Consider the following 26,210-nt stretch of genomic DNA (forward strand, 5'->3'; position numbering starts at 1 on the left):
GGCCCGGCTCTCGGACGCCGCGGGCCGATCCGTACGGGTGGCCGAGATCTACGGCCACCGCACCCTGGCGGAGCAGGCGACGCTGCTGCGACATGCCCGCGAGCGGGCCGCAGGACAGGCCCGTCCCGCCGACGCCTCCGTCGCCGACACGCTCCACGAGTCCGCCCGGGGCCACGGTGTGCCGGGCGCGGGAGTCGCGGTGTACGTGAACGGCACGCTGGAGCTGCTGCACCACGGTGTCACCGACACCAACTCCCGTATCCCGTACGGCCCCCGGACCCGTCAGCGTGTCACGTGCATCACCAAGGCCATGCTGGCCTTCGTCGCCCTCCGTCTCGTCGACCGGGGCGTTGTCGGCCTCGACGAGCCGCTCCACGAGCTGCTGCCCCAGGCATTCCGCCGCCGCGACGGCCGTACCGTCGAGGTCACCCTGCGGCAGCTGCTGTCGCACACCAGCGGCATCGACGACTCCTACGAGGTCTGGCACGACACCGACCTGCCCGACCTGGACGCCTACCTGGACACCTTGGGCGGCTACGGCCAACTCTTCGAGCCCGGTGAGGTGTTCGCGTACTCGGCGGTCGGCACCTCGATCGTCGCCGCGCTGATCGAGAAGCTCCTCGGGATCCCCTGGCGCCGCGCCGTCAACCAGCTCATGCTCACCCCGCTCGGCATCAAGGAGATCCCGGAGACCCGCACCGAGGACGGGCACTACGGGCGCGCCATCTCCACCGGCTACGTTTGGACCGAACAGGTCAAGCGGTACGTCCGCCACGACCCGCCGCCGCAGACCATCGCCGACGACGCCGCGGGCTCCTTCTCCGTCTGCCTCACTCTGGAGGAACTGGCGAAGATCGCCCTGCTCGCCCTCGACGACGGCGTCACCGAGGACGGCGAGCGGCTGCTCTCCGCCGAGCTCGCCCGGCAGATGCGCACCCCGCAGATCCCCGTCCCCGGCCACCACTTCATGCACGCCTGGGGCCTGGGCTGGCTGATGTTCGGCCCGACCGCCTTCGGCTTCAACTCCAACGGCAGCGGCCACCACAACTTCATCCAGATCTTCCCCGAGGAGCGCTCCTTCCTGCTCCTGCTCGCCAACGCCTACCCGTCGTTCGGCCTGTACGAGGACCTGCTGGGGGCCTTCACCGGCGAGGGACTCATCCGCACCGGGCGCCCGTTCGAGATGGACCTCGACGACTGCCCCGGGCTCTACGCCTCCGACGGCTACCGGCTCCAGGTGGAGCGCGGCGCCGGGCACCTGCGCTACGCCTACTCCGAACGGCAGCCGGACGGCGCGTGGCGGTGCCTCGACGAAGGGGACCTCGTCCTGTCCGGCGCGGGCGGATTCAGCTCCATGTCCGAGAAGAACATCCTCGCCGGCTCCATCTCCTTCATTCCCACACCCGGTACCGCCACCCCGGGCTGCGTCCGGATCGGCCAGCGGTTCGCGAGGAGGACCCGATGACAGACCCGCACCACCCCAGCGAACGGCACGTGGTCTTCGTGACCTGGAAGGCCGGCAACGCCCCGGCGTTCGAGGCGGCCAAGCGGCTCGGCCACCAGGTGACGCTCATCCGCTCCCTGCTCATGGAGCAGTCCCAGAACATCGACTTCGACACCTGTCCCTACGCCCGGTTCGTCGACCGGGTCCACGTCCTGAAGGACGCCACCGATCCCGACGCCCTGCGTGCCTGCGTCCGGGCCGTGCACCGGGAACGGCCGGTCGACGGGTTCATCGCCAGCGTCGACGCGCTGGTGGTCCCCGTCGCACGGATCGCCGAGGAGCTCGGGGTGCCGTTCACCGACGCCGCCGCGGCGGAGGCCGCCAAGCAGAAGGACCGCTGCCGGGATCTCCTCGCCGAGGCAGGCGTCGACAGCACCCGGCCCGCCGTCGTCGACGGCTTGGGAGAGGCCGCGGCCTTCGCGGACGCCACCGGCTACCCGGTCGTCGTCAAACCGGCCCGGGGCTCCGGCAGCGAGGGCGCCCATGTCGTCGCCGACGAGCGGCAGTTGGCCGACGTCCTCGGGCGGGCACAGGAGGGCGTCTACGCGGCGGGCATCCTCGTCGAGGAGTACCTGAGCGGGCGCTTCCTCTCCGCCGAGATCGGCCGCGCCCACGGCCGGTTCCTGCGGCTGGCCGTCAGCGAGCGCTCCACCTGGCACCGCCACGAGGCACTGGAGACCGGCACGACGATCCCCGCGGGCATCACGGCCGACGAACACGACCGCGTCATGGAGTTCGCCGAGGCCGTCGTCGGCGCGCTCGGACTGCGGCTCGGCATCTTCCACGTCGAGATCATGCTCGGCGCGGACGGCACGCCCCGGCTCATCGAGGTCAACCCGCGCATCATGGGTTCCTGCCTGCCGAACCTCTTCCGGCTCGCCGGCGGCGGGGACATCTTCGAACTCCTCGTGCGCATCCACCTGAACGAGCCGGTCGAGCGCGGCCCGAGCGCCTTCACCCACTACGCGACCGTCCGCTGGTTCGGCGCCGCCGACGCCGTGCCGAGGCCCGACCAGGTACCGGACCTCGGCTGGGCCGCCGCCGAGTACGGCGACAGTCTGCACTCGCTCACCGTCCGCTTCCCCGACGGCGACACGCTCCTGCCCTGCCGGGGCAACCTCGGCAACTTCGGCGAGGTCCAGGTTGTGCACGCCGACCGCGCGACCTCGATCCGCATCGCCGAGGACATCGTCGCCGGCATGGCCGGCCGACTCGGTTTCGAGGTGACCAGGTGATGGCCCCGACCACCTTCTACGACCAGACCCGCAGACAACTCGCCCGGCTGGGCCTGCCCCTGGGGGACCTGGACCGCATTCCCCGCTCGGACCGGACGTTCCCCGACGGAGGCCACTTCCGTATCGAGGTGCCCACCGTGAACTCCGTCCAGGCCGCGGAGACCCTGCTCCGCGAGAGCCGCCGCCGGGGCTTCACCATCAACCGGATCACCGAGACCCGCGGCATGTACCGGCACACGGCCCGCGAGATCGGCGAGTACGTCGCGCTCGGCACGGAGTACGCGACCGAGATCCTCATGTCGGTCGGGCCCCGCGCCACCTACGACATCGGCGGCGGCGTGCAGACCCCGGAGGGATCACGCATCGGCTACCGGCTGCGCGGCCAGGACCAGATCGTGCGGGCCGTCGAGGACGTCAAGCGCGGCATCGGCCTCGGCGTACGCGGCTTCGTCGTCTACGACGAGGGACTGCTGTGGGTGCTCGGGCGGCTGCGTTCCGCCGGTGAACTCCCGGACGACATCCATCTGAAGGTCTCCGCGCACTGCGGACAGGGCAACCCGGCCTCGGCGCAGATGCTGGAGATGCTCGGCGCGAACAGCTTCAACCCGGTGCGCGACCTGACCCTTCCCATGATCGCGGCCCTCCGGCAGGCGGTCGCCCTCCCACTGGACTGCCACGTGGACAACCCCCGGACCTCCGGCGGGTTCATCCGCACCTACGAGGCCCCCGACATCGTCCGCGCCGCCGCGCCCGTGCACCTCAAGACGGGCAACAGCGCCCTCGAAGGCCACGGTGTCAGCCCCACCCCCGCGCAACTCGACGACATCCTGCGGCAGGTCGAGATCGTCACCGAGTTCCTCGCCCGGCACTATCCCGAGGCCCGTCAGAGCGGCACCCGGTCCGCCGACTTCGCAGGTGCCGTCTCCGGGAAGGAGGCCTGACGCATGTGCCGGATCTACGGCTCCTTCGGGGACGAACGCGCCGACCTCGACGTACTCCACGCGGTCGCGGCGGCGATGTACCCGGGCGGGCCGGACGAACAGACCCTGCGGCGCCGCCACGGATGGGCGCTCGGCACCAACCGGCTGGCGATCCAGGGCATCGACTCCGGCCACCAGCCCTTCGTGCGCGGCGCGTTGTGCTGTGTGTTCAACGGCGAGATCTACAACCACCGGCAGCTGCGCGCCGAGTTGGCCGCCCGCGGGTACAGCTTCGACGGCGACTGCGACGGGGACGTCCTGCTGCCGCTGTACGAGCTGTACGGGGACGCGTTCACCTCCCGTCTGGAAGGGATGTTCGCCATCGCGCTCGTCGACGAGCGCGAGGAGCCCGCCCTGAAGCTGTTCACCGACCACGCCGGCATGAAGTCCCTCTACTACTACCTCTCCGCCGACGGCCGCCGACTGCGCTTCGCCTCCGAACTGCGGGCCCTGAGCCGGTTCCCCGACTTCCCCGACGAGCTCGACCCGCTCGCTGTCGACCGCTACCTCGGCGGCAAGGCCGTCTGGGGGCCGGGCACCGTCTACACCCGGGTCCGCACCCTGAAGCCCGGCTCGACCCTGCGCTTCGCGGGCGGACGTACGACCGTCACGCACACCGCACTGGAACCCGCCGAACCCCACTGGCCCGGCGGCGAACCGACCGTAGGGACGGCGGCGGAGCTGCTCGACGAGCTGCCCTTGAGCTGTCGGGCAGCGGAGGCGAGGCCGAACCCACCGTCGAGTCCGTTCCGCAAGGCCCGACCGACCTGGACCGCAGGATCCTCGCGTTGCTCCTGGCCGGTCTGACGGACCTGACGGCGGCGACCCAACTCGGTCTGTCCCCGCGCACGCTGCACCGGCGCCTGCGTCACCTCATGGACCTGGCCGGAGTCCGGACCCGGATGCAGCTCGGCGCCCACGCCGTGCGGCACGGCTGGGCGGAGCCGCTGTGAACGGGACCGTGACGTGGCCTAGACCTCGGGGCACTGCACGGTCGTTCCCTCGACGCGGCGGCCGTCCGCGCCCGTGACCGATACCGGTGCCGGTTCGGTCCCGGGTGTGGCGACGCGCTGCGCCGCGGTGGCCGTGCAGATGATCTGGGCCGCCGCGAGATCGGTCAACTCGCCTGCCGCCGGGGAGAGTTGCACGGAGACTTCGCCGTTGCGCTCGGTCACCGTCATGACGTCGGCCGGGCGGGACCTCTGTGGTGCGTCCGTGGCCGCGGCGGTCGGGGGCGGGGTGGGGACGCCCGGGAGCAGCGGCAGCTGAGTGGTGATCCGCTTGCTCTGCTCCAGATCGGTCGGGCCCACGAACAGCACCCGCAGCGCCTTCTCCACGTCGACCGGCGCGGCGGTCCGGCGGGGGACGCCGAGCAGGGCGTCGTCCACCACGAAGTAGACCCGGATCGTCGGCACGACCCCGCTCGCCGGACCGCCCGCCTCCACCACCCCGGTCGTGGGGATGCCGCAGGAGGTGAGCGCGCACAGGGTCGCGAGGAACCGCAGGGGTCTCATGACGGCCTCTCCGGGGCCGACTCGTCGTCGGGCAGGGGGAGTCGTACGGTGAAGACGGCGCCCCCTTCGGGCCGGCTCGCGGCGCTGACCGTGCCGCCGTGCATGCGGACGTTCTCCGCGGTGATGGCGAGGCCCAGGCCGCTGCCCTCGGTGCGGGTGCGGGCGGCGTCGGACTTGTAGAACCGTTCGAAGACATGCGGCAGCACGGTGTCGGGGATGCCGGACCCGCTGTCCAGCACCTCGATCACCGCGAGCCGATCCCCGCCCGCGTAGAGCCGCAGCCGGACGGGACGTGCGCCGTGCCGCAGGGCGTTGCCGACCAGGTTGGCGACGACGACGTCCAGGCGGCGCGGGTCGACACGGCCGCGCAGGGCGCCGGGTGGCGGCAGGTCACAGTCGACGAGGTCGGTCCAGGCACGCGCGGAGAGGGTGCGCCGGAGTGATTCGGCGAGGTCGATCTCGTCCAGGTGCAGGGTCGCGGCGCCCGCGTCGAAGCGTGAGATCTCCATCAGGTCGTCCACCAGGCGGGTCAGCTTCACGGTCTCCTCGCTGATCAGCCGGACCGCGGTGGCGGTGTCCGGGTCCAGCCGGGCGGCTTCCTCGTCGAGGACGTCGGTCACCGCGGACATGGCGGCCAGCGGGGTGCGCAGTTCGTGCGACACATCCGCGGCGAACCGGCGGGCCCGCGCCTCCATGCCGCGCAGTTCGGCGACCGACTCCTCCAGCGCGGCGGCCGTCTCGTTGAACGTGTGCGACAGATCGGCGAGTTCGTCGGACCCGTTGACGGCGAGCCGCGTGTCGAGGCGGCCCTCGGCGATGCTCCGGGTGGCGCGGCGCAGCGCCCGCACCGGCCGCAGCACCCCGCGCGCGGCGAGCAGCGCCAGCAGCACGGCGAGCGCCAGGGCGGGCACGGTGGCCCGCTCGACCGCGGAGACCAGGGCGTCGACATAGGCCTGTTCCGTGGTCTGCGGCACCGTCAGGAAGACCCTGACCCCGGAGTGGTAGGCGCCCCCGTCGGACGAGGTGAACATGACCGACATGCCGACGACCAGGGAGGTGTGGTCGCCGCTGTCCACCCGCTGGAAGACGGTGGCCATGCTGGAGCGCACGGCCTCGCGCAGGGCGGGGGTCGGTTCCTCGAAGGGGTCGTCCGTGGCGGAGGTGGCGCTGAGGTCGTCGTAGGTCGCCAGGACCCGCCATGTCCCGGAGGGGTCGGCGCGGGCCACGTCCGTCGCGAACCGCCGCAGTTCGTCCTCGTCCGGAGGGAAGGCGAGGTCCTCGGCGAGCCGGCCGACGTGGGTGCGCAGCAGCTGGATCACGGTGTCCTGGCTCTGCTGCAGCACGCCGGTGCGTGCCTCGCGGAACGTCAGGGCGCCGGTCGTGGCGGCGGTGAGGGCGGTGACCAGCGCGAAGGCCACCACCAACCGCATCCGCAGACCGCGCAGTTGCGGGAGCCGGGGCCGCCTCACCGCGCCGTGAACCGGTAGCCGAAGCCGCGCACGGTCTGGATGTAGCGCGGCTCGCGGGGCGGCTCGCCCATCTTGGCGCGCAGCCGCTTGACGCAGGCGTCCACCAGCCGCGCGTCCCCGTGATAGCTGTGCTCCCAGACCGCCTCCAGCAGCTGCTGCCGGCTGAACACCTGGCCGGGCGAGGCGGACAGGGTCAGCAGCAGCCGCAGTTCGGACGGGGCGAGCGCGATCGGCACGCCGCCCCGGGCGACCGAGAGCCCGGCCCGGTCGACGGCCAGATCCCCGTACGTGTCGATCTTCGGTATGCCGGTCTCGACGGGTGCTCCGGCCGCCCGGCGCAGGACGGCACGGATGCGTGCCTGAAGCACCCGGGCCTGCACGGGCTTGACCACGTAGTCGTCGGCTCCCGCCTCAAGGCCTACGACGATGTCCTCGTCGTCGCCCCGTGCGGTCGCCATGATGATCGGCAGGGTCTGGTCGAGGGCGCGTATCTCGCCGCACACGTCCAGGCCGGGCATACCGGGCAGCATCAGGTCCAGCACCACGACGTCCGGCCGGAACGACCGCACCCGTCCGAGCCCGTCCTCCCCGGTCTCCACGGCGGCGACCTCATGGCCCTGGCGGCGCAGGGCGAGTGCGACTCCCTCCCGCACGGCTCGGTCGTCTTCGATCAGCAGAACGCGTGGCATGCGCTCAGTATCCGTAAGACGTCCGGCCGCCTGGGAGTTTGTTACGGGATGATCACACAAACCTGCGGTGGATCATGCGTTATCGGTTCGTTATCGCTTGAGCCAGGTTCGATCACACAGCGATCACAACCTGGCCAACATGACCACGCGTAAACCTCGTTCCACCCGTGGCCGTCGGCGGGGCGGCCCGTCACATGCCTCTCCGAGCGGGCGGAAGGGAGCGCTGTGGGGAGGCCTGGTCGGACTGGCTGTTCTGGGGGCCGCCGGGTTCGCCGCGATGGGCGGCGGGAGCGGAGCGCACGCGGGCCGGGTCGAGCCCGCCGAGCCCCCCGGCCCGACGCGCGGCAGCACGCAGCCCTCGCCGTCGCCCTCGCCCGATCCGTCCACCAACTCGCCCGCATCCGACATCCCGTCCACGGGACCGGGCACCTTCACCACCGCGGCCGGCTCCGGTGAGAAGGCCGGGTCGGGCACGGCCCTGCGCTACCGGGTCGAGGTCGAGGACGGCATCGACCTCTCCGCCGCTGATGTGGCCCGGCGGGTGGAGCGCGTCCTGGCCGACCCGCGCGGCTGGACCGCGGACGGCCACTCGGCGTTCCAGCGAGTGCCGAGCGGTCCGGCCGACTTCGTCGTGAAGGTCGCGACACCCGGCACCGTGGACGAGATCTGCGGACAGTACGGCCTGGACACCGGCGGCGAGTACAACTGCAACGTGGCGCAGAACGTGATGGTGAACCTCGAACGCTGGCTGCTGGCGACTCCCGTCTACGCCAAGGACGTCACGGCCTACCGCGCGCTGATCATCAACCACGAGGTCGGTCACTTCCTGGGCCATGGCCACGTGGGCTGCCCGGGTCCCGGACAGCCCGCGCCCGCGATGATGCAGCAGATCAAGGGCATGCACGGGTGCAAGCCCAATGTCTGGCCGTACGACGACAAGGGGCGGTTCCTCACCGGGCCGGCCGCCCCCTGACCTCAGCAGTAGAGGTTGCCGCCGGGGCTGACGCCGAGGATGGAGGTGAACCGGTTGTACGCGTCCACCCGGCTCTGGACCTGCGCCGGGTTGCTTCCGTCGCACTCCAGTGAGCCGTTGATGGAGCGGATGGTCTGGCCGAAGCCGGCCTGGCTGACCATGGCGTTGTGCGGGGTCATGGTGCCGGGGCCGGTCTGGGTGTTCCAGTACCACAGGCCGGTCTTCCAGGCGACGGAGGCGTCGTTCTGCACCAGCCAGGGGTTGTTCAGCAGGTCCAGGCCGAGCGCGTCACCGGCGGCCTTGTAGTTGTAAGTCGGTTGAGGACACAGTGACGCGGCCGAGTGACGTGCCCCTCCCCCGAAGGTCACGTCACTCGGCCACTCCCCCGGCGCCGGACTTGTGGTCCGTCCGCCCGCGTGCGGCTGTACCCGTGCCGTTACCAGCACATCACCGCGGTTTCCCCCGATCCCCAGCTGGAGTACAGGCGCACACGGACGAAGTAGCGGCGGCCCTTGACGAGATGGGCCCTGATCGTGGCGTTGCCGGCCGTGCCCCCGTCGTCCTGGCCGGTGAGGTAGCGGGGTTCGCCGTCCCGCTCCTCGAAGACGACCACGACGGTGTCGCTGTCGCCGAAGGTGCCCACCGTGTACTCGCGGGTCTCCGGCGGCTCGACGACGAAGTCGGCCTGTTCACCCGGGCCGAGACCGATCGGCACCGAGCGGAACGGCACCAGCGCGGGCGGCCGCGGAGGGCCGGCCGGCGGGTACCAGCGCAGGACGTACTCCTTGTCGGCGGGCGAGAGCGTGCCGGGCGGGTTCAGACCCGCGCGGAACTGCTCCGGCTCCAGGATGAGCCCCGCCTCGAAGGGATACTCCATGATCGACTGCGGGTCCCACGCGGAGCCGTTGACCTCGTCCGGGTCCAGCTTGCGCAGGATGTTGAAGAACGTCGTCTCCCGGCTCCAGAAGTTCGGCGGGCCGGCGAGGTCCGCGAAGACGGCCTCGTCGTCCCAGTGGATGCCGGCGAACGGGCTCTGGTGCTCGTGCAGCATGCCGAGCGCGTGCCCGATCTCGTGCAGGGCCGTCCCGCGCTCCGAAGGCACGGTCAGGTCCCAGCCGAAGTTCATGGTGCGTTCGTTCAGACCGACCTGGAGCGCGTCCTTGCCCACGGTCGACCACGAACCGTCACCCAGCTGGAACCCGATCCGCAACTCGGCTTCCGAGCGGTCCGAGACCTCGGTGAACGACACCCCGATGCCGAGACCCTGCCACTCCTGGAAGCACTCGCGCACCACATCCTGCTGCTCCTTCGGGCCGACCCACGACACCCGCCGGGACCCCCCGGTCCCCGGTACGGGAATCACGGACGCGTCGCTGTCGCCGTCGAAGAAGTAGTAGTGCAGGACCGTGTGGTTGACCCACATCCGGCGTCCGCCGGTGAGCGCGCGCTGCCGCTCGGCGGTCAGCCCCGGTGCCAGAACGGGGGCCGACTGCTGCGCGAGGGAGCAGTAGCGAGCGGTCATGCGCCAAGGTTGCCGTCGGCGGCGGCCGGACGCCTGAGTCGGGGGCTACTCAAGTCCCGGTGTATCAGGTCTGAGTAACGGTGCTCCTGTAGGTGTGATGACATTCGAACGGGATGCGAAGACCCTGGAGCTGCCCTGGCCGTTCACCGGACGGGACAGCGAAGTCGAGCTGATCCGCCGGTCCCTGGCCGCCGGCCGGCACGGCATCGTGGTGACCGGACCCGCGGGCTGCGGCAAGAGCCGGCTCGTCGTGGAGGCCACCCGGGGCACCGAATGCGCCAAGGTGGCCGGCACGCCCGAGGCCCGCACCATCCCCTTCGCCGCCTTCGCGCACCTGCTGCCCGAGGCGGTCACCCTGCACCGGGCCGTACAACTCCTCTCCTCCGTAAGGCTGTTGCTCGTCGACGACGCACACCACCTCGACGACGCCTCCGCCGCGCTCGTCCATCAGCTGGCCGTACAGGGCCGCACCCGTCTCCTGGTCGTCGCCACCGACGGTGTCCCCGCGCCCGGCGCGATCTCCCGGCTGTGGACCGGCGAACTGCTGCCGCGCCTCGCCCTGGACGCGCTGCCCCCGGAGGAGACGGCGCACCTGCTCGGCGGCGGACTCGACCCCCTCACCGTGAACCGGCTGCACCGTCTGTGCCAGGGCGATCTACGGCTGCTGCGCGACCTGTTGGGCGCGGTGCGCGAGCGCGGACTGCTCACCCGGGTCCCGGACACGGACACCTGGGCCTGGCGGGGCCCGCTGCCGCTGACGGCGACCGTACGCGAGCGCACCGCGCACGTCCTGGACCGCGCCCACCCGGAGGAGCGCGAGACCCTCGAACGCCTCGCCTTCGGCGAACCCCTCGCCCTGGACATGGACCTCTTCGACCTGTGGGCCCTCGAACGCCTGGAAGCCGACGGCCTGATCCGCATCGACGACCAGGGCACCGTCCGCCTCGCCCACGCCCTGCACGGCGCGGTGCTGCGGGCCGCGGCCGGCCGGCTCCGGGCGAGGCGGCTGGCCCGCACCCCGGACCAGTGCGCGGCGGCCCTCGCCGCCGAGGCGGCCGTACTGGCACGCAGTGTCCGACTGGCCGACGTACGGGCGGTGTCGGCGCCCGTGGGGGAGTGGCTGGTGGACGAAGGGGCGCGGATCCCGGCCGGATACGCGGCCCTGCGCGCCCGGTTCGCGCGGATCGGCGGACGGCTGCGTGAGGCCGAGGCGTGGGCCAGGGAGGGTCTGCGGGACGCGCCGGAGGACCGGTACTGCCGCGATGAACTCGCCCTGGCCGCGGCGCAGTCGGGCGAGGTGACGGCCGTGGCCGGCGACGTCAGGAACGGCTGGCCCGCGGTCGCACGCGGTGACCTCGACGCCGCCCTGGCGACCGTGGAGCCGTACGACGCCGTACGCCTCGGCGCTCCCGAACGCGCCGCCGGACGCCTCGACGGCGTGTTCGCCCAGCACGCCGAGGCGCTCGCCCGGGGCGACGGGCCCGCCCTCGACCGGGCCGCCGAGGCGCTCCAGGAGCGCGGGCTGCTGCTGTACGCGGCCGAGGCGCACGCCCAGGCGGTACGGGCCCACCGCGACCCCCGGGCCGCCCGTACCTCCCGCACCCGCGCGGTCGCCCTCGCCCGCCGTTGCCAGGGCGCCCGCACCCCGGCCCTGTCCGGCCTGGTTCTCGGCGAACTCACCGCCCGTCAACGGCAGATCGTCACGCTGGCCGCCGCGGGCCTCAGCAACCGCCAGATCGCCGAACGCCTCACCCTGTCCGTCCGCACGGTCGGCAACCACCTCTACAGCGCCTACGCCCGCCTCGGTGCGAGCGACCGGGGCGCCCTGCCATGGCTGGTGGACCTGCCAACCGCACAACCGGCGTGACCGGCGAGGGGGGCGAACTGCTCCGGCGCGCGGATCTGCCGGCGGTGAGGGTCCATGCCGCTCCGGCGCGCGGAGCATCCGCCGCGGCCCGGGAGCGTGGTGGAGGGTCTGGGCGTGCCGGGGTCCCGCGCGCTTGCCTTGCCCGGGCGCGGGAGGCCGGCGCGGAGTGCCCGTTGTGGACCGGGTGGCGATGAGGGGGTGCTCGGTGTGCGGAGCATGGGCCGGGAGCCGGGAGCCGGGAGCGTGGTGGAGGGTCTGGGCGTGCCGGGGTCCCGCGCGTTCGCGGTGCCCGGGCGGCGGGGGGTCGGCGCCGAGCGCCCGTTGTGGACCGGGTGGCCGGGGGTCGGGGCGCCGTGCGGTCGCGGCACGTCTGAGCCACCGGTCGGGGCAGGCTGAGTGACCGTCGTCAGGCCGCCCCGAACGCCGAGAACGCCCACCCCGTCGCCTGGTGCACCGCGTCGCCGGGCAGGGCGGCGCGGGCGTCACGCAGGGCCTCGGCCAGGGACAGTCCGGCGCCCAGGCCCTTGTGCAGCGCGACCATCAGTGGCACCACGGCGGCGTCGTTGACGGGTGCGCTGCACGCCACCACGCCGGCCGTGCCCAGCGGGAGCAACGCGGTGACCAGGCCAAGGAGTTCGTCGGCGCCCACGGAGGCGAAGCGGGCCGTGTCGCAGCAGGAGAGGATGATGCGGTAGGGGCTGCGGTCGAGGCGTTCGAAGTCGTGCACGATCAGCGGGCCGTCGGCCATCCGCAGCGCGGAGAACAGCGGGCTGTCCGCCCGGAAGGTGCCGTGCGCGGCGATGTGCGCCAGCGCGGCCCCGTCCAGCCCCTCCAGCACGCGCGGCACACTCGCGTCGTCGTCCTCCAGCAGCGTCGGCGTGCCGTACCGTCCGGCCAGTTCGGGCACCTCCGCGCCCCCGGTGGCAAGACCGGGGCCGCGCACCAGCACCTGGCGGCCGCCCGGCGGCGGCTCGGTCTGGCGGGCGCGCAGCCAACTGCTCGCCGAGGGCGACACGCTGACCACCCGCTCCCGCAGCGACGGCAACAGCGCCCATGGCACACGGTGCAGCCGGCCGGGCGGTACGACGACGACAGGGCCGTTGCCCAGGTGTTCAGCCGCCGGGCCCAGCAGCAGCTCCTCAAGGCGTCGGCCCGCCGCCTCCACCACCGGGAGCCGCCCCTCGGCGCCCGGATGGGCCAGCCGCCGCAGCCCGGCCTGCACATGCTCGGCCTCGGTCTCCGCGTCGGCGAGCAGCCCGCCCTCGTACCGCCGTACCCGCCCCTGCCCGCACAGCAGCACCTGCACCCGCCCGTCGACCACGACCAGTTCGACGAGACGGATGTCGTCGCCCAGCTGTGTCAGCAGCCGCGCCGGATCGAAGCGGTCGCCGTCGTCGGGCGCCTCCCCGCGCATGTGCAGGGTCCGCGAGCGTATCTCCCGTTCCAGACGGCGCTGTTCGCGCTCCAGGGCGGGCACCGGACGGCCCTCCATACGGGCGGCCTCCGCGCGGGCCGCGATCTCCCGGAAGGCGGTGAGCCCGCTCTGCAGCGCGGGATCGGCGGGCGGCCGGGTCGGCGGTGCCGTGAGCACGGTGGCCCGCCATCGCTCGCTCCACACCAGCAGCCGCCGCGGCCCCCCGGAGTCGAGGCTCACCCGCTGCGCCAGCGCGGCGAGTTCGGCGCCCTGCGCGGTGGCCCGGGCCCTGAGCTCGGAGGCGCCCAGCGTCGTACGGTGATCGTCGAGCACGTCCAGGCCGCGCCGGCACGCCTCCAGGACGCCGCGCCCGGAACCCGCGGCCCGCGCCCGCAGCGCCTGCGCCGCCCAGCCCGTCATCCGCGCCAGCGGCGGCCCCGCGTGCCTGCTGCGGGCCGCGATGCCCAAATGCCGTTCGGCGTCCGCCCGCCAGCCCAGCGCGAGTGCGATCCGGCCCGCGAGCAGCGAGGCCTCGGGCGCGGCCGGAGCGCCGAAGGAGGCCAGCCGCTCGGCGACGGCGGCGGCGTCCGCGACCATACGCCCCGAGGCGCGTCCGGTGACGAGCCGTGCCTCGATCAGCACCAGCCGGGCGTGCGTCTCCCACCAGGTGCGCCGCTGCCCGGCGAACAGCCGGACCGCGAGCGCCGCGCGCGCGATGGCGGTGTGCGGATCGCCCGCGAGCCGGGCCGCCCGCGCGGCGACCAGCAGCAGCTCCGCCTTGCGCGTGGACTGGCCGCCGATCTCGTCGAGCACCCCGATCGCCGCGTCCGCCTCGGCGAGCGCCTCCAGGGCGAGCCCGGCGGCCATCAGCACCTCGCAGCGCCGGATGTCGAGCATGAAGGTCGGCGTACCGAGCTTGGCGTACCGCTCCTCGGCCTCGTCCAGCAGCCGCAGCGCCGCCGGGATGTCCCCGGACCGGTACGCGGCAAGGCCCCGGCTCTCCACGGCGTCCGCCTTGTCGTGCTCCTGGCCCGTGGTGTCCCACAGCACCTCGGCCGCCGTGAAGTCCGCGTCCGCCCGCTCCACCGCGCCGAGCGCCAGATGAACGGTGGCGCGCAGGGTCAGCGCCCGCGCCGTCCAGATCACGTCGTCCGCCTGCCGCAGCACCGGGATCGCCCGCCGGACGTCCTCCAGCGCCTCGCGGTGACGCCCGAGCACCCACCACACGTACGCCCGCCGGTAGAGCACCCGCGCGCGGGTGTGCCCGGTGCCGCGCTCGACGCCCCGCTCGAACGCGTCGAGCCCCTGCCGGGTACGGCCCGCGTGCACCAGCGCCACGCCGAGCGTGCCCAGCACGTCCGCCTCCCGGTCCGCCGACTCCGCGCGCGCCGCGAGATCGCGGGCCCGCCGCAGATGGTCCAGCGCGAGCCGCAGATCGCCGAAGTCCCGCTGCCAGATACCGATCACCTGATGGGCGACGGAGGCGTGCAGCGGCGAGGGATCGGCGCCGAGCACCTCTTCCGCCCCGGCCAGAGCCTCACCGGGCGCGGCGAACACCTTCGGCAGCAATTCGAGAACCGAGTCGCTTCCCGCTGTCACTTGACGGATGGTAGTGGTCCGACTTGCCGGCCACACAGGTTTGGCGCTGTATCAATCGACGGCTCCGAGGCTCTGACTGACGACTGTCGCCTCAGGGGGAGGACACGCCATGGCACCTCAGCGATTCCACGAGCAGTTCGACCAGATCCAACGCTCCATGCCCGACATCCCGTTGGCGATGGGGCCGGACGACTCCGCCGAGTTCCTCTACGAGAAGGGCGTCGTGCTGGCCAGGGACGGTGAGGAGGCCCGGGTCGTCGAGGACGCCGTGCGGGAGCACTTCACCGAGTTCACCGGCCTCACCGCCGACCGTGTGCGCCGGGCGAGCCCGGAGACCAACCGCTCCGGCATCACCCGGATCCAGGTCGGCGACCCCGGCCACGGCGACCGGCGCGGCGACCGGGCCGTCGCGGGCGCGCTCAGGGCCCTGCGCTCGGCGGAGGGCCGGGCCGGACGCCGCCTGGTCAGCCGTAACCATGTCGTGTCCATCGCCGTCAACGCCTGCCCGGGCGACGAGCCCGTACCGGCACCGCTCACCCAGCCGCCCAACCCGTCGGCGGCCGAAGGGCTGTACGACGCGGACACCGCCATCGGCGTCCTCGTCATCGACACCGGTCTGATGAAGGACTACCGCTCCTACCCGCTGCTCGCCCACACCGACGGCGACCTGCAGATCAAGGAGTGCGACGACAACGGGATACTCCAGCAGTACGTCGGACACGGCACGTTCATCGCCGGACTCGTCGCGGCCGTTTCGCCCAACACCGAGATCACCGTCCGCAACACCCTCAACGACGCCGGCGCGATCCTGGAGTCCGAGTTCGGCGACAAGCTCTTCGAGGCCGTCGACCGCGGTGGCTGGCCGGACCTCCTCAGCCTGTCCGCCGGCACCTCCAACGGCCGTACCGACGGACTGCTCGGACTCGACGCCTTCATGGAGGAACTGCGCGCCCAGCGCACCCTGTTGGTCGCCGCCGCCGGCAACAACGCCAGCGCCACGCCCTTCTGGCCCGCGGCCTACGCCGACCTCCCCGACTACGCCGACTCCGTGCTCTCGATCGGCGCGCTGCGCGGGGACGGCGAGTACGGCGCCTGCTTCAGCAACCACGGCGCCTGGGTGAAGGCCTACGCCCCCGGAGAGCGCCTCACCAGCTCGCTGACCGGCTTCGACGTGCCGGTTCCGTACGTGTACCAGCACTCCACGTACGACTCCTGCCGCTACGGCTTCGCCTATGTGTGCACCTGCCAGTCGCCGCGGCACACCGGCCTGTTGAGCGAGGAGCGGGCCGCGACCACCACCGGCAAGCCGGACCAGGTGATGTTCGAAGGGTTCGCGCACTGGAGCGGCACCTCGTTCGCCACTCCCGTGGTCGCCGGCATGGTCGCCGCGCACATGACCGCGCACAAGGAGACCGACCCCCGCGCCGCCCGCACCCAACTGCTCGCCGCGAACACCGAGTACGCCGAGGTGCGCGGGGCGCATGTGCCGGCGCTGCGCCCGCCCACCTGGCGCCCGGTCCCCGTCGTGCCGCTCACTCCTCCGGCATGAGGGTCAAAGCCGCCCCCTCCGCGGCGTACGATGACTTGCCGTACACGAGGGGTGGGGCCGTGGATCGTGCAGAGGTCGGCGCGCTCGTCCAGTCCGCCGTCGACGGTGAGGCGGCGGCCTGGAAGGCGCTGGTGGAAGGGCTGAGTCCGCTGGTGTGGTCGGTGGTGCGCTCCCACCGGCTCTCCGACGCCGACGCGCACGAGGTGTACCAGACCGTCTGGTTCCGCTTCGCCCAGCATCTGGGCCGTATCCGTGAGCCGGAGAAGGCCGGGTCGTGGCTCGCCAGCACCGCCCGGCACGAGAGCCTGAAGGTCCTGAAGAACCTGCGGCGGCTCACGCCGACCGACGATCCGCAACTGCTGGACCGGGTCAGCGAGGACCGTACGCCCGAGGAGTCGCTCCTGGACTCCGAGGAGGCGGCCGCGCAGAGCGAGCGCGTCCGGCGGCTGTGGCAGGAGTTCGAGGAACTCGGCGACCGCTGCCGTCAGTTGCTGCGCGTGCTGATGTCCACGCCGCCGCCCAGCTACCAGGAGGTGTCCGCCGCACTGGGCATCGCCGTGGGCAGCATCGGACCGCTGCGCCAGCGCTGTCTGCGCCGCCTTCGGGCCCGACTCGACGCACGGGGAGCGCTGTGAACGACGACGACATGAACGACGAGTTCGGGGAGTTCGACGAAGACGGCTTCGACGGCGCCCTGCTGGAGGAGGAACTCCGGCGGGCCGCCGCCATCCTGGACCCGGTACCGGCGGAACTGAGCCGCATCGCCGTCGACGCCTACGCGCTGCACGACCTCGACGCCCGGATCGCCGAGCTGACCTTCGACTCGGTGGTGGACGCCATTCCGGTGCGGGGAGCCACGGACGTGCCGCGGATGCTGACCTTCCGCGCGGGCGAGGTCACCGTCGACGTCGAGGTGACCGGTCAGGGCCTGATGGGGCAGGTACTGCCACCCCAGCCGGCCCGGATCGAAGTGCTCAGCGGCCCCCAGTCGGCGGCGCCCCTCACGGCGGACGCCATGGGCCGCTTCACCAGCGACGCCCCGCCCGCCGGCCCGTTCGCGCTACGGCTGCGGACCGGCGGGGAGGTGGTCGTCACGGAGTGGCTGCGCGCCTAGAAGTGTCCTGAAGATCTTGCTTGGGCCGCCCCGATCGCCCAGGTTCGCCCGCAAAAGTCGATTGGGGCAATCCGGTGCAAGTCGGGCGGGTTTTCAAGATTCTCAGTGGTCTCCTAGGGCCTGGTCACCAGGCGCAGGGCAGGGACTGCGGACCACGGATCATGGTCCTGCGGCGCCAGACGACCTCGTCGGGGGCCACCGCGAGCCGCAGTCCCGGCAGCCGGTCCAGCAGGGTGTCGAGCAGCAGCTCGGTCTGGAGGCGGGCGAGCACCGCGCCCGTGCAGTAGTGCGGGCCGTTGCCGAAGGCCAGGTGCGGATTGTCCGCGCGGTCCGGATCGATCCGGTCCGGATCGGCGAAGACCTCCGGGTCGCGGTTGGCGGCCAGGTAGGAGACGTACACCGGGTCCCCGGCCCGGATGCGCATACCGTGCAGGTCGACGTCCTCCAGGGCGATCCGGGCCAGGCCCACACTGCTGCGGTGCGGGATGAAGCGCAGCAGCTCGTCCAGGACGGCGCCCCGCTCCTCGGGCCGCGTCCGCATCCGCTCCATCAGCTCGGGGCGGGTGAGCAGCAGATACAGCATCTGCCCGCAGTTGTGGGTGACGGCCTCGCCGCCGATCTGCAGCGGTCCGGCGAGTCCGACGGCCTCGGTCTCGCTGATGTCACCGCGGTGCACGGCGGCCCCGAGCAGCGAGTACACGTCGTCGCCGGTGCTGTGGGCCCGGGCCCGGATGGTGTCGGTGATCCACCCGTACATGCCGTTCTTGGCGCGCTCGGCGGCCTCGGCGCCGCCGGAGGTGGAGATGATCTGCCGGGTCCAGGAGTGCACCCGGGCCCGGTCGGCGGCGGGCACGCCCATGACCTCGCTGACCACGGCGATGGGGAAGGGTTCCAGGACCCGCTCGATGAGATCGGCGGGCGGCCCCTCTCGTACGACACCCTCGACCAGCTCGTCCAGGATGCGCTGCGCGCGGGGGCGCAGGCGCTTCATCGCGCCGACGGTGAAGGCGCCGGCGACGGGCTTGCGCAGCCGGTTGTGGTCGGGCTGGTCGGCGAAGGCGAGCGAGCCGGGGCGGGGCTTGAAGTGCGGGGCCATCCGGGTCACCTGACGTGTGGTGACCTTCGCCCGGCCGAACCGGGGGTCGTTGGTGATCGCCTTCACGTCCTCGTACCGGGTCGCCAGCCACGCCCAGCCCTCGCCGTGCGGCAGCCGGATGCGGGTGAGCGGGCCCTCGCGCATGAGCTCGGCGAGAACAGGGTCGAAGTCCGTGCCGTCGAGGTCCAGCGCGGGCCAGTCCCGGACCGGGGGCGGGGCCTGCCCGGTGAGCGTGGTGGTCTCCTCAGTCATGCCCCCACCCTCACCGCTCCCCGCCCCGCTGTCGCCCGGGAGTGCTCCAGGCGGTGGTCACCCGGGCAGAGCGTCGACCAGCCGCGCGAGCGCCGACGCGAGCCGGGTGAGCCCCGGTCCGGCGGGCCCGCCGGGCTCGGTCATGTACGTGTCCCGCCGGATCTCCACCATCAGCGCACCGACCCGCGGATCGGTCCCGTGGAACTCCAGCGGCACATACGTCCCGCTGAAGGGGCTGTCGAGCCCGACGTCCCCCCACTCCGCGAAGGCCTCGCGCGCCGCGGCGAGCACCCCCGGCGGTGTGTGAAAGGAGTCGGTACCCAGGCAGACGGCCGGCCGGGGCCCGTCCCCGTGCAGCTCATAGGGCTGAGCCCGGCTCGGGTAGGAGTGCACATCGACGATGACGGCCCGCCCGGTGGCCGCGAGCCGTCCCGCGACGGCGTCGGTCATGGCCCGCGCGTAGGGCCGGAAGTACTGCGCGAGCAGCGGCTCGGGATCGCCGTCCCCCTCCCGCAGTACGTCCTTGTGCGTCGTCCGCGTGTATACGGCGCCCATGCCGACGGCGAGCATCTCCTCCCGCTCGTCGGGGAATCGCTCCGGGTCGACGACGAGCCGGGACAGCCCGTTGGCGAACACCCAGGGCCTGAGGGCACAGGCCGCGGCGGCCTCAGCGGCGATCCGGGCGGTGTGCGAGTCGGTGATGTGATCGAGCTCGCGGTCGAGCGCCACGTCGTCCAGCACGATGCCGGCCCGGACATCGTCGGGTATCTCCCGCGCGGAGTGCGGGACATGCAGGATCACGGGGGAGTGCTCGGCACCGGGTGTGAGGGCGAAGTTCATGGGTCGGTTCTACTGCCCCACCCGGCCGTCCACGCACTCGCGCAGGAGGTCGGCGTGGCCGCAGTGCCGGGCGTACTCCGTGCCGGCGGCGGCGCTGTCGAGCGGCAGCCGGGCCAGCTCGCGTCCGTCCCGGGCGTCCAGGACGACCCAGCACTCCTGCCAGGCTCCCTCTTCCGGCTCCAGCACGACATGCGCCCATACGAGCCGGCCGTCGTCGGAGACCCGGCACGACCCGTGTGCGAGGCCGCGGCACACCTCCTGCTCGTCCCCGCTGTGCGGATGTCCGGTCTCGGGCCCCCAGCAGCCGTGCCGGTACTCCCACAGCGTCCTCCCGCCGACGCCCACCGCCCGCACGGCACGTTGCCCCGAGAACACCGCGAACTCCCCACCGGGGCTCACGGAATGAACGCCGCGGTCCCAGCCGGGCCAGGGCAGCGGAAAGGCGGCGGCCGGTGCCAACTCCCCGTCGAAGACCTCGTACAGGTCGTAGACCTCCAGCTCGTGCCCGTGGGGCAGCAGCGCGCGCGGGGCCCTGCCCTCGCGGCTGTCCAGGGCGAAGCCGTTGACCAGTGCTCTCCCGCCCGGAAGTCTCACCGAGGCGCGCAGGTGTGCGGTGATCGCCATGGCTCCGAAAGTAGCGGACGGCACTGACAACGCGGCCGGGAGCGCCGACCCGGCCCCTTGAGGACGGAAACAGGCCCAATTCGTCTCTATGGTCGGCGTAGACACCCGAGTTCACCGGGAGGACGAGGAAGACCGAGCAGACCAGCGCCGCGCCCGAGGGCTACACCACCGTCGCCCCTTGGGTCGTCACCGACGACACGGGGGCCTTTCTCGACTTCGTCAGACAGGTGTTCGGGGGTGAGGAGCTCGCTCGGGTGGCCACCGAGGACGGACTGATCGGGCACGGTGAGATCCGCGCCGGCGACACCGTCGTACTCGCCTTCGACCGACGCGCCGACTGGCCCCGCATGCCGAGCCTGCTGCGCGTGTTCGTCGCCGACGCCGACGAGACGTTCTCGCGGGCCGTCGCGGCCGGCGGGCAGATCGTCACCGACCTGGGGGACAACGCCTTCGGACAGCGCGGAGGACGGATCAAGGACCCCTTCGGCGCAACGATCGTCTGGACATGCTGGACAAGGTCCCCTCCTACGCGAGCCGTACGGGTGTCTCCCGGGGCCGCGGCCCGATCGTAAGCATGATCGACGGCCGCGCAGGGCTGAACGAGATCGTCCGGTACACGGCGCACACGCGGACATGCCGAAGGGCCGGCACCCTCGTGGTGCCGGCCCTTCGGTCAGTCACTGCGAGCGTCAGCTCAGGGACGCCAGCGCCTCGTTCCACGTCGCCGACGGGCGCATGACCGCCGCCGCCTTCGCCGGGTCCGGCTGGTAGTAGCCGCCGATCTCGGCCGGGGAACCCTGCACCGCGTTCAGCTCCTCGACGATCTTCTGCTCGTTCGTCGAGAGCGTCTCGGCGAGCGGGGCGAAGGCCTTGGCCAGCTCCGCGTCGTCGGTCTGCTGGGCGAGCTCCTGCGCCCAGTACAGGGACAGGTAGAAGTGGCTGCCGCGGTTGTCGATGCCGCCGACGCGACGGGTCGGCGACTTGTCCTCGTTGAGGAAGGTCGCCGTGGCGCGGTCGAGGGTGTCGGCGAGGACCTGGGCGCGGGCGTTGCCCGTGGTCTTCGCCAGCTGCTCGAAGGAGGGGACCAGCGCGAAGAACTCACCCAGCGAGTCCCAGCGCAGGTAATTCTCCTTGACCAGCTGCTGGACGTGCTTGGGCGCGCTGCCGCCGGCGCCCGTCTCGAACAGACCGCCGCCCGCCATCAGGGGGACCACCGACAGCATCTTGGCGCTGGTGCCCAGCTCCAGGATGGGGAAGAGGTCGGTCAGGTAGTCGCGCAGGACGTTGCCCGTCACCGAGATGGTGTTCTCGCCGCGGCGGATGCGCTCCACCGACAGCTTGGTGGCCTCGACCGGAGCCAGGATGCGGATGTCCAGGCCCTCGGTGTCGTGCTCCGGCAGGTACTGCTTGACCTTGGCGATCAGGTTGGCGTCGTGCGCGCGGGTCTCGTCCAGCCAGAAGACGGCCGGGTCGCCGGTGGCGCGGGCACGGGTGACGGCCAGCTTCACCCAGTCCTTGATCGGCGCGTCCTTGGTCTGGCAGGCGCGGAAGATGTCGCCCGCGGAGACCGCCTGCTCGATGACGGCGTTGCCGTTCTGGTCGACAAGACGGACCGTGCCGGTGACCGGGATCTCGAAGGTCTTGTCGTGGGAGCCGTACTCCTCGGCCTTCTGCGCCATGAGGCCGACGTTCGGGACCGAGCCCATGGTCGACGGGTCGTAGGCGCCGTTGGCGCGGCAGTCGTCGATCACGGCCTGGTAGACACCGGAGTACGACGAGTCGGGCAGCACCGCGAGGGTGTCCGCCTCCTGGCCGTCCGGGCCCCACATGTGGCCGGAGGTGCGGATCATGGCCGGCATGGAGGCGTCGACGATGACGTCGGAGGGCACGTGCAGGTTGGTGATGCCCTTGTCGGAGTCGACCATGGCCAGCGCCGGGCCCTCGGCGAGCTCGGCGTCGAAGGAGGCCTTGATCTCGGCGCCCTCGGGCAGGCCCTCCAGGCCCTTGTAGATACCGCCCAGACCGTCGTTCGGGGTCAGGCCGGCGGCGGCGAGCTGCTCGCCGTAGCGGGCGAACGTCTTCGGGAAGAAGGCGCGTACGACATGGCCGAAGATGATCGGGTCGGAGACCTTCATCATCGTGGCCTTCAGGTGCACGGAGAACAGCACGCCCTCGGCCTTGGCCTTGGCGACCTGCGCGGTCAGGAACTCGCGCAGCGCGGCGACGCGCATCACGGAGGCGTCGACGACCTCGCCCGCGAGGACCGGCACCGACTCGCGCAGCACGGTGGTGGAGCCGTCGTCGCCCTTGAGCTCGATCCGCAGCGAGCCGGCCTCGGAGATCACGGCCGACTTCTCGGTGGAGCGGAAGTCGTCCACGCCCATGGTCGCCACGTTCGTCTTGGAGTCGGAGCTCCAGGCGCCCATGCGGTGCGGGTGGGTCTTGGCGTAGTTCTTGACCGAGGCGGGGGCGCGGCGGTCGGAGTTGCCCTCACGCAGGACCGGGTTGACCGCGGAGCCCTTGATCTTGTCGTAGCGGGCCTGGATCTCCCGCTCCTCGTCGGTCTTCGGGTCGTCCGGGTAGTTCGGCAGCGCGTAGCCCTGGCCCTGCAGCTCGGCGACGGCGGCCTTGAGCTGCGGGATCGACGCCGAGATGTTCGGCAGCTTGATGATGTTGGCCTCGGGCGTCTTCGCGAGCTCACCGAGCTCGGCGAGGGCGTCCGGGATGCGCTGGTCCTCGGCCAGGTACTCCGGGAACACCGCGATGATGCGGCCGGCCAGCGAGATGTCCCGCGTCTGGACGGCGACACCCGCCTGCGAGGCGTACGCCTGGACCACCGGCAGGAAGGAATACGTCGCCAGGGCCGGGGCCTCGTCAGTGTGCGTATAGATGATGGTCGAGTCAGTCACCGGGTGCTCCGCTCCACGTCTGCAACATTGCTCGACATCAAGATATCTCGTGACCGCCCCCGACTCGACAGGGGTCCGCACACGGGCGGGAGAGGCGGGACACAAGTTCCGGCCGGAAGTGCAACCTCCACTGCCGTTCCTGCGGTCATCCAGGTGGATCACTCATCCGAGGCGTTGGCCGGACCTGACCAGCCGGCCGCCCGAGCGAAAGCAGACCATGAGATATCGCACCAGAGTGACAGCCCCGGCCGCCCTCATAGGCACGGCTGCGGCCCTGACCCTGGCACCTTCGGCCCACGCCGCTGGGGGGAAGAGCGGCACCCCGGGCCCCGAGACCCTCGGTGACCCCGTCTACCCGGCCCTCGGGAACGACGGCTACCGCGTCTCGGCGTACCACCTCGACCTCGCCTACGACGCGACCACTCGGCTCGTCGACGCCACCGCCACCCTGCGCATCCGCACCACCCAGGCCCTGACCCGCTTCTCGCTGGACGCCCTCGGCCTGGACATCCGCGCCGTCCGGGTCGGCGGGCGGGCCGCGACCTTCGAGCAGGCCGGCGAGAAGCTGCGGATCACACCGGCCGCCACCCTGCCGGACAAGGCCAGGACCACGGTCTGCGTGGAGTACTCCGCCGACCCGCGCCGGGGCCTCCCGCACACCGGCTGGGTCCCCACCCCGGACGGGTTCGCCGTGGCCTGCCAGCCGGACTCCGCGCACACCGTGTTCCCCTGCAACGACCACCCGGTCGACAAGGCCGACTTCACCTTCCGGCTCACCGTCCCGGCGGGGCTGCGCGGTGTCGCGAGCGGACAGCTCGTGCGCATCGAGAACCTCGACGGCGGCCGGACCGCGTACACCTACCGCTCCCGCTCCCCGATCGCCACGGAGATCGTGCAGATCACCGTCGGCGACTACGTCATCAAGGAACGGCAGGGTCCGCACGGACTGCCGCTCAGGGATGTCGTACCGACCGCGCGGGCCGCCGCGCTGGAGCCGGCGCTCGCGCTCACCCCGGCCCTGGTCGAGTGGGTCGAGCGGCGCCTCGGGGCCTACCCGTTCGAGACGTACGGCCTGCTGCCGTGCAACTCCGATCTCGCGGAGCCCTTCGGCTTCACCGGCCTGGAGACCCAGACGCTCACCATCTACCGGCCGAAGTACCTCCTCCAGGAGGAGCAGAAGATCGGCTCGCACATGGTGCACGAGGTGGTCCACTCCTACTTCGGCAACAGCGTCAGCCCCGCCACCTGGGCCGACCTCTGGCTGAACGAGGGCCATGCCGACTTCTACGGGCTGCTGTACCGCTACGAGCGCGGCTGGCCCGACTCGCTCGGCATGACCACCATGGAAGCGCGGATGAAGGACACCTACGCCAAGGGCGACCAGTGGCGCAGTACGTCAGGGCCGGTGGCCGCGCCGAACGCCGTCAACCTCTTCGACTCCCAGCGCTATCTGGGCGGCGTCCTCGTCCTGTACGCCCTGCGGCAGGCCGTCGGCGAGGACGCCTTCAACGCGCTGGAGCGCGCCTTCCTGGAGCGGTACCGGGACTCGTCGGCGTCGACCGGGGACTACATGGCCGTCGCCTCCGAGGTGTCCGGGCAGGACCTGTCTGGCTTCCTGCGGGACTGGCTCTACGGCACCAGGACCCCGCGGATGCCCGGCCACCCGGACTGGACGGTCAACCCGGTGACGTCGTCGCCGAAGGCCAGTCCTCGCAGGCGGGACCGCCACCACGACAACTCGGCGACCCTGTAGGACGTCAGTCGAGCCGGGCGGAGGGGAGTTCGCCCGGCTCGTTCTCCGGGCCGCGCTGCTGCGGGATCGCCACGGAGCCCTGCTGGAGCGCCACCGTCCGCGCGGGCGCCGGGATGCGGATGCCCTCGCGGCGGTAGCGCTTGTGCAGGCGCTTGATGAACTCGTGCTTGATCCGGTACTGGTCGCTGAACTCGCCGACGCCCAGGATGACCGTGAAGCCGATCCGGGAGTCGCCGAAGGTGTGGAAGCGGATGATCGGCTCGTGGTCCGGGAGGGCGCCCTCGACCTCGGTCATCACCTCGGCGATGACCTCGTTGGTCACCCGTTCGACATGCCCCAGGTCGCTGTCGTAGGCGACGCCGACCTGGAGCAGGATCGTCAGCTCCTGCTCGGGGCGCATGAAGTTGGTCATGTTCGTCTTCGCGAGCTCCCCGTTGGGGATCACGACCAGGTTGTTGGAGAGGTTGCGGACGGTCGTCTGGCGCCAGTTGATGTCCTCGACGTAGCCCTCCTCGCCGCTGCTCAGCCGGATGTAGTCACCGGGCTGGACGGTCTTGGAGGCGAGGATGTGGATGCCCGCGAAGAGGTTGGCGAGCGTGTCCTGCAGGGCGAGCGCGACCGCGAGACCGCCGACGCCCAGGGCGGTGAGCAGGGGCGCTATGGAGATGCCCAGGGTCTGGAGCACGACGAGGAAGCCGATGGCCAGGACCAGGATCCGGGTGATGTTGACGAAGATCGTGGCCGAGCCGGCGACACCCGGCCGGGACTGGGTGACCGTCCGCATCACCCCGGCGATCCCGCGGGCCGCCGCCAGCGTCACGACGAAGATCAGCAGCACGGTCAGGATCTGATTGACGTTGTGCTGGACCGTCTTCGTCAGCGGCAGCGCTGCGCCCGCGGAGGCCGCACCGCCGAGGAACGCCGCCCACGGCACCACGGTCCGCAGCACGTCCACGATCAGATCGTCCCCGCTCCAGCGGGTCCGGTCGGCATGCTTGCCCAGCCACCGCAGCAGCATCCGCAGCAAGAACGCCGCCAGCAGACCCGCGGCCACGGCGATTCCGGCGATGAGCAGATCGTCCATGGTGAGATCCCGCTTCACCGGTCACCTCCGGGGCACGAAGCGGCGGCGAAATACTCCGCCGACGACCGGATGTGAAGTTTCGTCACGTTGTCACCTGCTCGAATTCCGGGCTGCACAGTCGCACGCCGAACGGGCGCGACGGCTCATCCTGCCGTATGCCGCACAGCAGTTCGTACCAGGTGCGGGGTCTTCGGCCGCCCGCGCCGGGAGGCGGGTGCTGAAT

21 protein-coding genes and 2 pseudogenes are annotated in these 26,210 nt (G+C 72.0%); 12 read left to right on the forward strand and 11 right to left on the reverse strand.

What is annotated here, in order from left to right; genetic code table 11:
- The 5 genes from RMT89_RS10645 to RMT89_RS10665 all read left to right on the forward strand — a co-directional run.
- Window positions 1-1,465 (forward strand): serine hydrolase domain-containing protein (locus RMT89_RS10645; RefSeq protein ID WP_315883574.1); only part of this gene is annotated, 1,465 nt, incomplete at its 5' end.
- Complete coding sequence (locus RMT89_RS10650; RefSeq protein WP_315883575.1) at window positions 1,462-2,739, forward strand: ATP-grasp domain-containing protein; 1,278 nt, start codon at window positions 1,462-1,464, stop codon at window positions 2,737-2,739. The genes RMT89_RS10645 and RMT89_RS10650, both read left to right, overlap by 4 nt.
- The gene (locus RMT89_RS10655) at window positions 2,739-3,680 is read left to right on the forward strand and encodes a peptidase (protein ID WP_315883576.1); all 942 of its coding nucleotides are present in this window, start codon (window positions 2,739-2,741) and stop codon (window positions 3,678-3,680) included. Before RMT89_RS10650 ends, RMT89_RS10655 begins: the two co-directional genes overlap by 1 nt.
- Window positions 3,681-3,683: 3 nt before the next feature.
- Window positions 3,684-4,526, forward strand: a complete 843-nt coding sequence (locus tag RMT89_RS10660; protein WP_399497910.1) for an asparagine synthetase B family protein — start codon at window positions 3,684-3,686, stop codon at window positions 4,524-4,526.
- Window positions 4,508-4,672: a hypothetical protein gene (locus RMT89_RS10665; RefSeq protein ID WP_399497911.1), complete on the forward strand. Its 165-nt coding sequence runs from the start codon at window positions 4,508-4,510 to the stop codon at window positions 4,670-4,672. The genes RMT89_RS10660 and RMT89_RS10665 overlap by 19 nt, the downstream gene beginning before the upstream one ends.
- An 18-nt stretch (window positions 4,673-4,690) precedes the next feature.
- Here the strand turns inward: RMT89_RS10665 and RMT89_RS10670 are convergent, their stop codons facing one another.
- From RMT89_RS10670 to RMT89_RS10680, 3 genes are read right to left on the reverse strand one after another with little or no spacing between them, the layout of a single operon-like run.
- Entirely contained in the window at window positions 4,691-5,233 is a 543-nt protein-coding gene (locus tag RMT89_RS10670) for a hypothetical protein (protein ID WP_315883577.1), read from the reverse strand.
- The gene (locus RMT89_RS10675) at window positions 5,230-6,663 is read right to left on the reverse strand and encodes a HAMP domain-containing sensor histidine kinase (protein WP_315883696.1); all 1,434 of its coding nucleotides are present in this window, start codon (window positions 6,661-6,663) and stop codon (window positions 5,230-5,232) included. The genes RMT89_RS10670 and RMT89_RS10675 overlap by 4 nt, the downstream gene beginning before the upstream one ends.
- A 35-nt stretch (window positions 6,664-6,698) precedes the next feature.
- Complete coding sequence (locus RMT89_RS10680) at window positions 6,699-7,391, reverse strand: response regulator transcription factor (protein WP_315883578.1); 693 nt, start codon at window positions 7,389-7,391, stop codon at window positions 6,699-6,701.
- A gap of 139 nt (window positions 7,392-7,530) precedes the next feature.
- Between RMT89_RS10680 and RMT89_RS10685 the strand changes: the two genes are divergently transcribed.
- Window positions 7,531-8,364 (forward strand): DUF3152 domain-containing protein, encoded by an 834-nt coding sequence (locus RMT89_RS10685; protein ID WP_315883579.1) that lies wholly within the window; start codon window positions 7,531-7,533, stop codon window positions 8,362-8,364.
- A gap of 2 nt (window positions 8,365-8,366) precedes the next feature.
- On the opposite strand, the pseudogene RMT89_RS10690 reads toward RMT89_RS10685, so the two are convergent.
- Both RMT89_RS10690 and RMT89_RS10695 read right to left on the reverse strand, forming a co-directional pair.
- Window positions 8,367-8,675: pseudogene (locus RMT89_RS10690) on the reverse strand (chitinase); the annotation flags it as partial.
- A gap of 125 nt (window positions 8,676-8,800) precedes the next feature.
- The gene (locus RMT89_RS10695) at window positions 8,801-9,886 is read right to left on the reverse strand and encodes a M12 family metallopeptidase (RefSeq protein WP_315883580.1); all 1,086 of its coding nucleotides are present in this window, start codon (window positions 9,884-9,886) and stop codon (window positions 8,801-8,803) included.
- 97 nt (window positions 9,887-9,983) lie between these two features.
- On the opposite strand from RMT89_RS10695, the gene RMT89_RS10700 reads away from it, so the two are divergent.
- A complete protein-coding gene (locus RMT89_RS10700) occupies window positions 9,984-11,753 on the forward strand; it encodes a LuxR C-terminal-related transcriptional regulator (protein ID WP_315883581.1) in 1,770 nt (589 codons plus the stop codon).
- A 406-nt stretch (window positions 11,754-12,159) separates the two neighbouring features.
- Here the strand turns inward: RMT89_RS10700 and RMT89_RS10705 are convergent, their stop codons facing one another.
- Complete coding sequence (locus RMT89_RS10705) at window positions 12,160-14,766, reverse strand: CHAT domain-containing tetratricopeptide repeat protein (RefSeq protein WP_315883582.1); 2,607 nt, start codon at window positions 14,764-14,766, stop codon at window positions 12,160-12,162.
- A 109-nt stretch (window positions 14,767-14,875) separates the two neighbouring features.
- On the opposite strand from RMT89_RS10705, the gene RMT89_RS10710 reads away from it, so the two are divergent.
- The 3 genes from RMT89_RS10710 to RMT89_RS10720 are packed head-to-tail and all read left to right on the forward strand — an operon-like array spanning window position 14,876 to window position 17,429.
- A complete protein-coding gene (locus tag RMT89_RS10710; protein ID WP_315883583.1) occupies window positions 14,876-16,315 on the forward strand; it encodes a S8/S53 family peptidase in 1,440 nt (479 codons plus the stop codon).
- Entirely contained in the window at window positions 16,312-16,950 is a 639-nt protein-coding gene (locus RMT89_RS10715; RefSeq protein ID WP_315883584.1) for a sigma-70 family RNA polymerase sigma factor, read from the forward strand. The genes RMT89_RS10710 and RMT89_RS10715 overlap by 4 nt, the downstream gene beginning before the upstream one ends.
- 11 nt (window positions 16,951-16,961) lie before the next feature.
- On the forward strand, window positions 16,962-17,429 hold the full coding sequence (locus tag RMT89_RS10720; protein WP_315883697.1) for a hypothetical protein: 468 nt from the start codon (window positions 16,962-16,964) through the stop codon (window positions 17,427-17,429).
- 124 nt (window positions 17,430-17,553) lie between these two features.
- Here RMT89_RS10720 and RMT89_RS10725 read toward each other — a convergent pair whose 3' ends face one another.
- Genes RMT89_RS10725 through RMT89_RS10735 form a run of 3 tightly spaced genes read right to left on the reverse strand, consistent with a single transcriptional unit; the run spans window position 17,554 to window position 20,241 of the window.
- Window positions 17,554-18,777, reverse strand: a complete 1,224-nt coding sequence (locus RMT89_RS10725; protein WP_315883585.1) for a cytochrome P450 — start codon at window positions 18,775-18,777, stop codon at window positions 17,554-17,556.
- Between the two features lie 57 nt (window positions 18,778-18,834).
- Entirely contained in the window at window positions 18,835-19,617 is a 783-nt protein-coding gene (locus tag RMT89_RS10730) for an N-formylglutamate amidohydrolase (protein WP_315883586.1), read from the reverse strand.
- A gap of 9 nt (window positions 19,618-19,626) precedes the next feature.
- Window positions 19,627-20,241 (reverse strand): hypothetical protein, encoded by a 615-nt coding sequence (locus tag RMT89_RS10735; RefSeq protein WP_315883587.1) that lies wholly within the window; start codon window positions 20,239-20,241, stop codon window positions 19,627-19,629.
- A 134-nt stretch (window positions 20,242-20,375) separates the two neighbouring features.
- Between RMT89_RS10735 and RMT89_RS10740 the strand changes: the two are divergent.
- Window positions 20,376-20,729 (forward strand): annotated as a pseudogene (locus RMT89_RS10740) (VOC family protein); the annotation flags it as partial.
- Between the two features lie 201 nt (window positions 20,730-20,930).
- Here RMT89_RS10740 and RMT89_RS10745 read toward each other — a convergent pair.
- Window positions 20,931-23,150: an NADP-dependent isocitrate dehydrogenase gene (locus RMT89_RS10745; protein WP_315883588.1), complete on the reverse strand. Its 2,220-nt coding sequence runs from the start codon at window positions 23,148-23,150 to the stop codon at window positions 20,931-20,933.
- A 217-nt stretch (window positions 23,151-23,367) separates the two neighbouring features.
- Between RMT89_RS10745 and RMT89_RS10750 the strand changes: the two genes are divergently transcribed.
- Window positions 23,368-24,903, forward strand: a complete 1,536-nt coding sequence (locus tag RMT89_RS10750; RefSeq protein WP_315883589.1) for a M1 family metallopeptidase — start codon at window positions 23,368-23,370, stop codon at window positions 24,901-24,903.
- Window positions 24,904-24,907: 4 nt separating this feature from the next.
- Here the strand turns inward: RMT89_RS10750 and RMT89_RS10755 are convergent, their stop codons facing one another.
- A complete protein-coding gene (locus RMT89_RS10755; RefSeq protein ID WP_315883590.1) occupies window positions 24,908-26,005 on the reverse strand; it encodes a mechanosensitive ion channel family protein in 1,098 nt (365 codons plus the stop codon).
- Window positions 26,006-26,210: the final 205 nt, after the last annotated feature.

This window comes from Streptomyces sp. P17 (assembly GCF_032436805.1).
Lineage (GTDB): Bacteria > Actinomycetota > Actinomycetes > Streptomycetales > Streptomycetaceae > Streptomyces.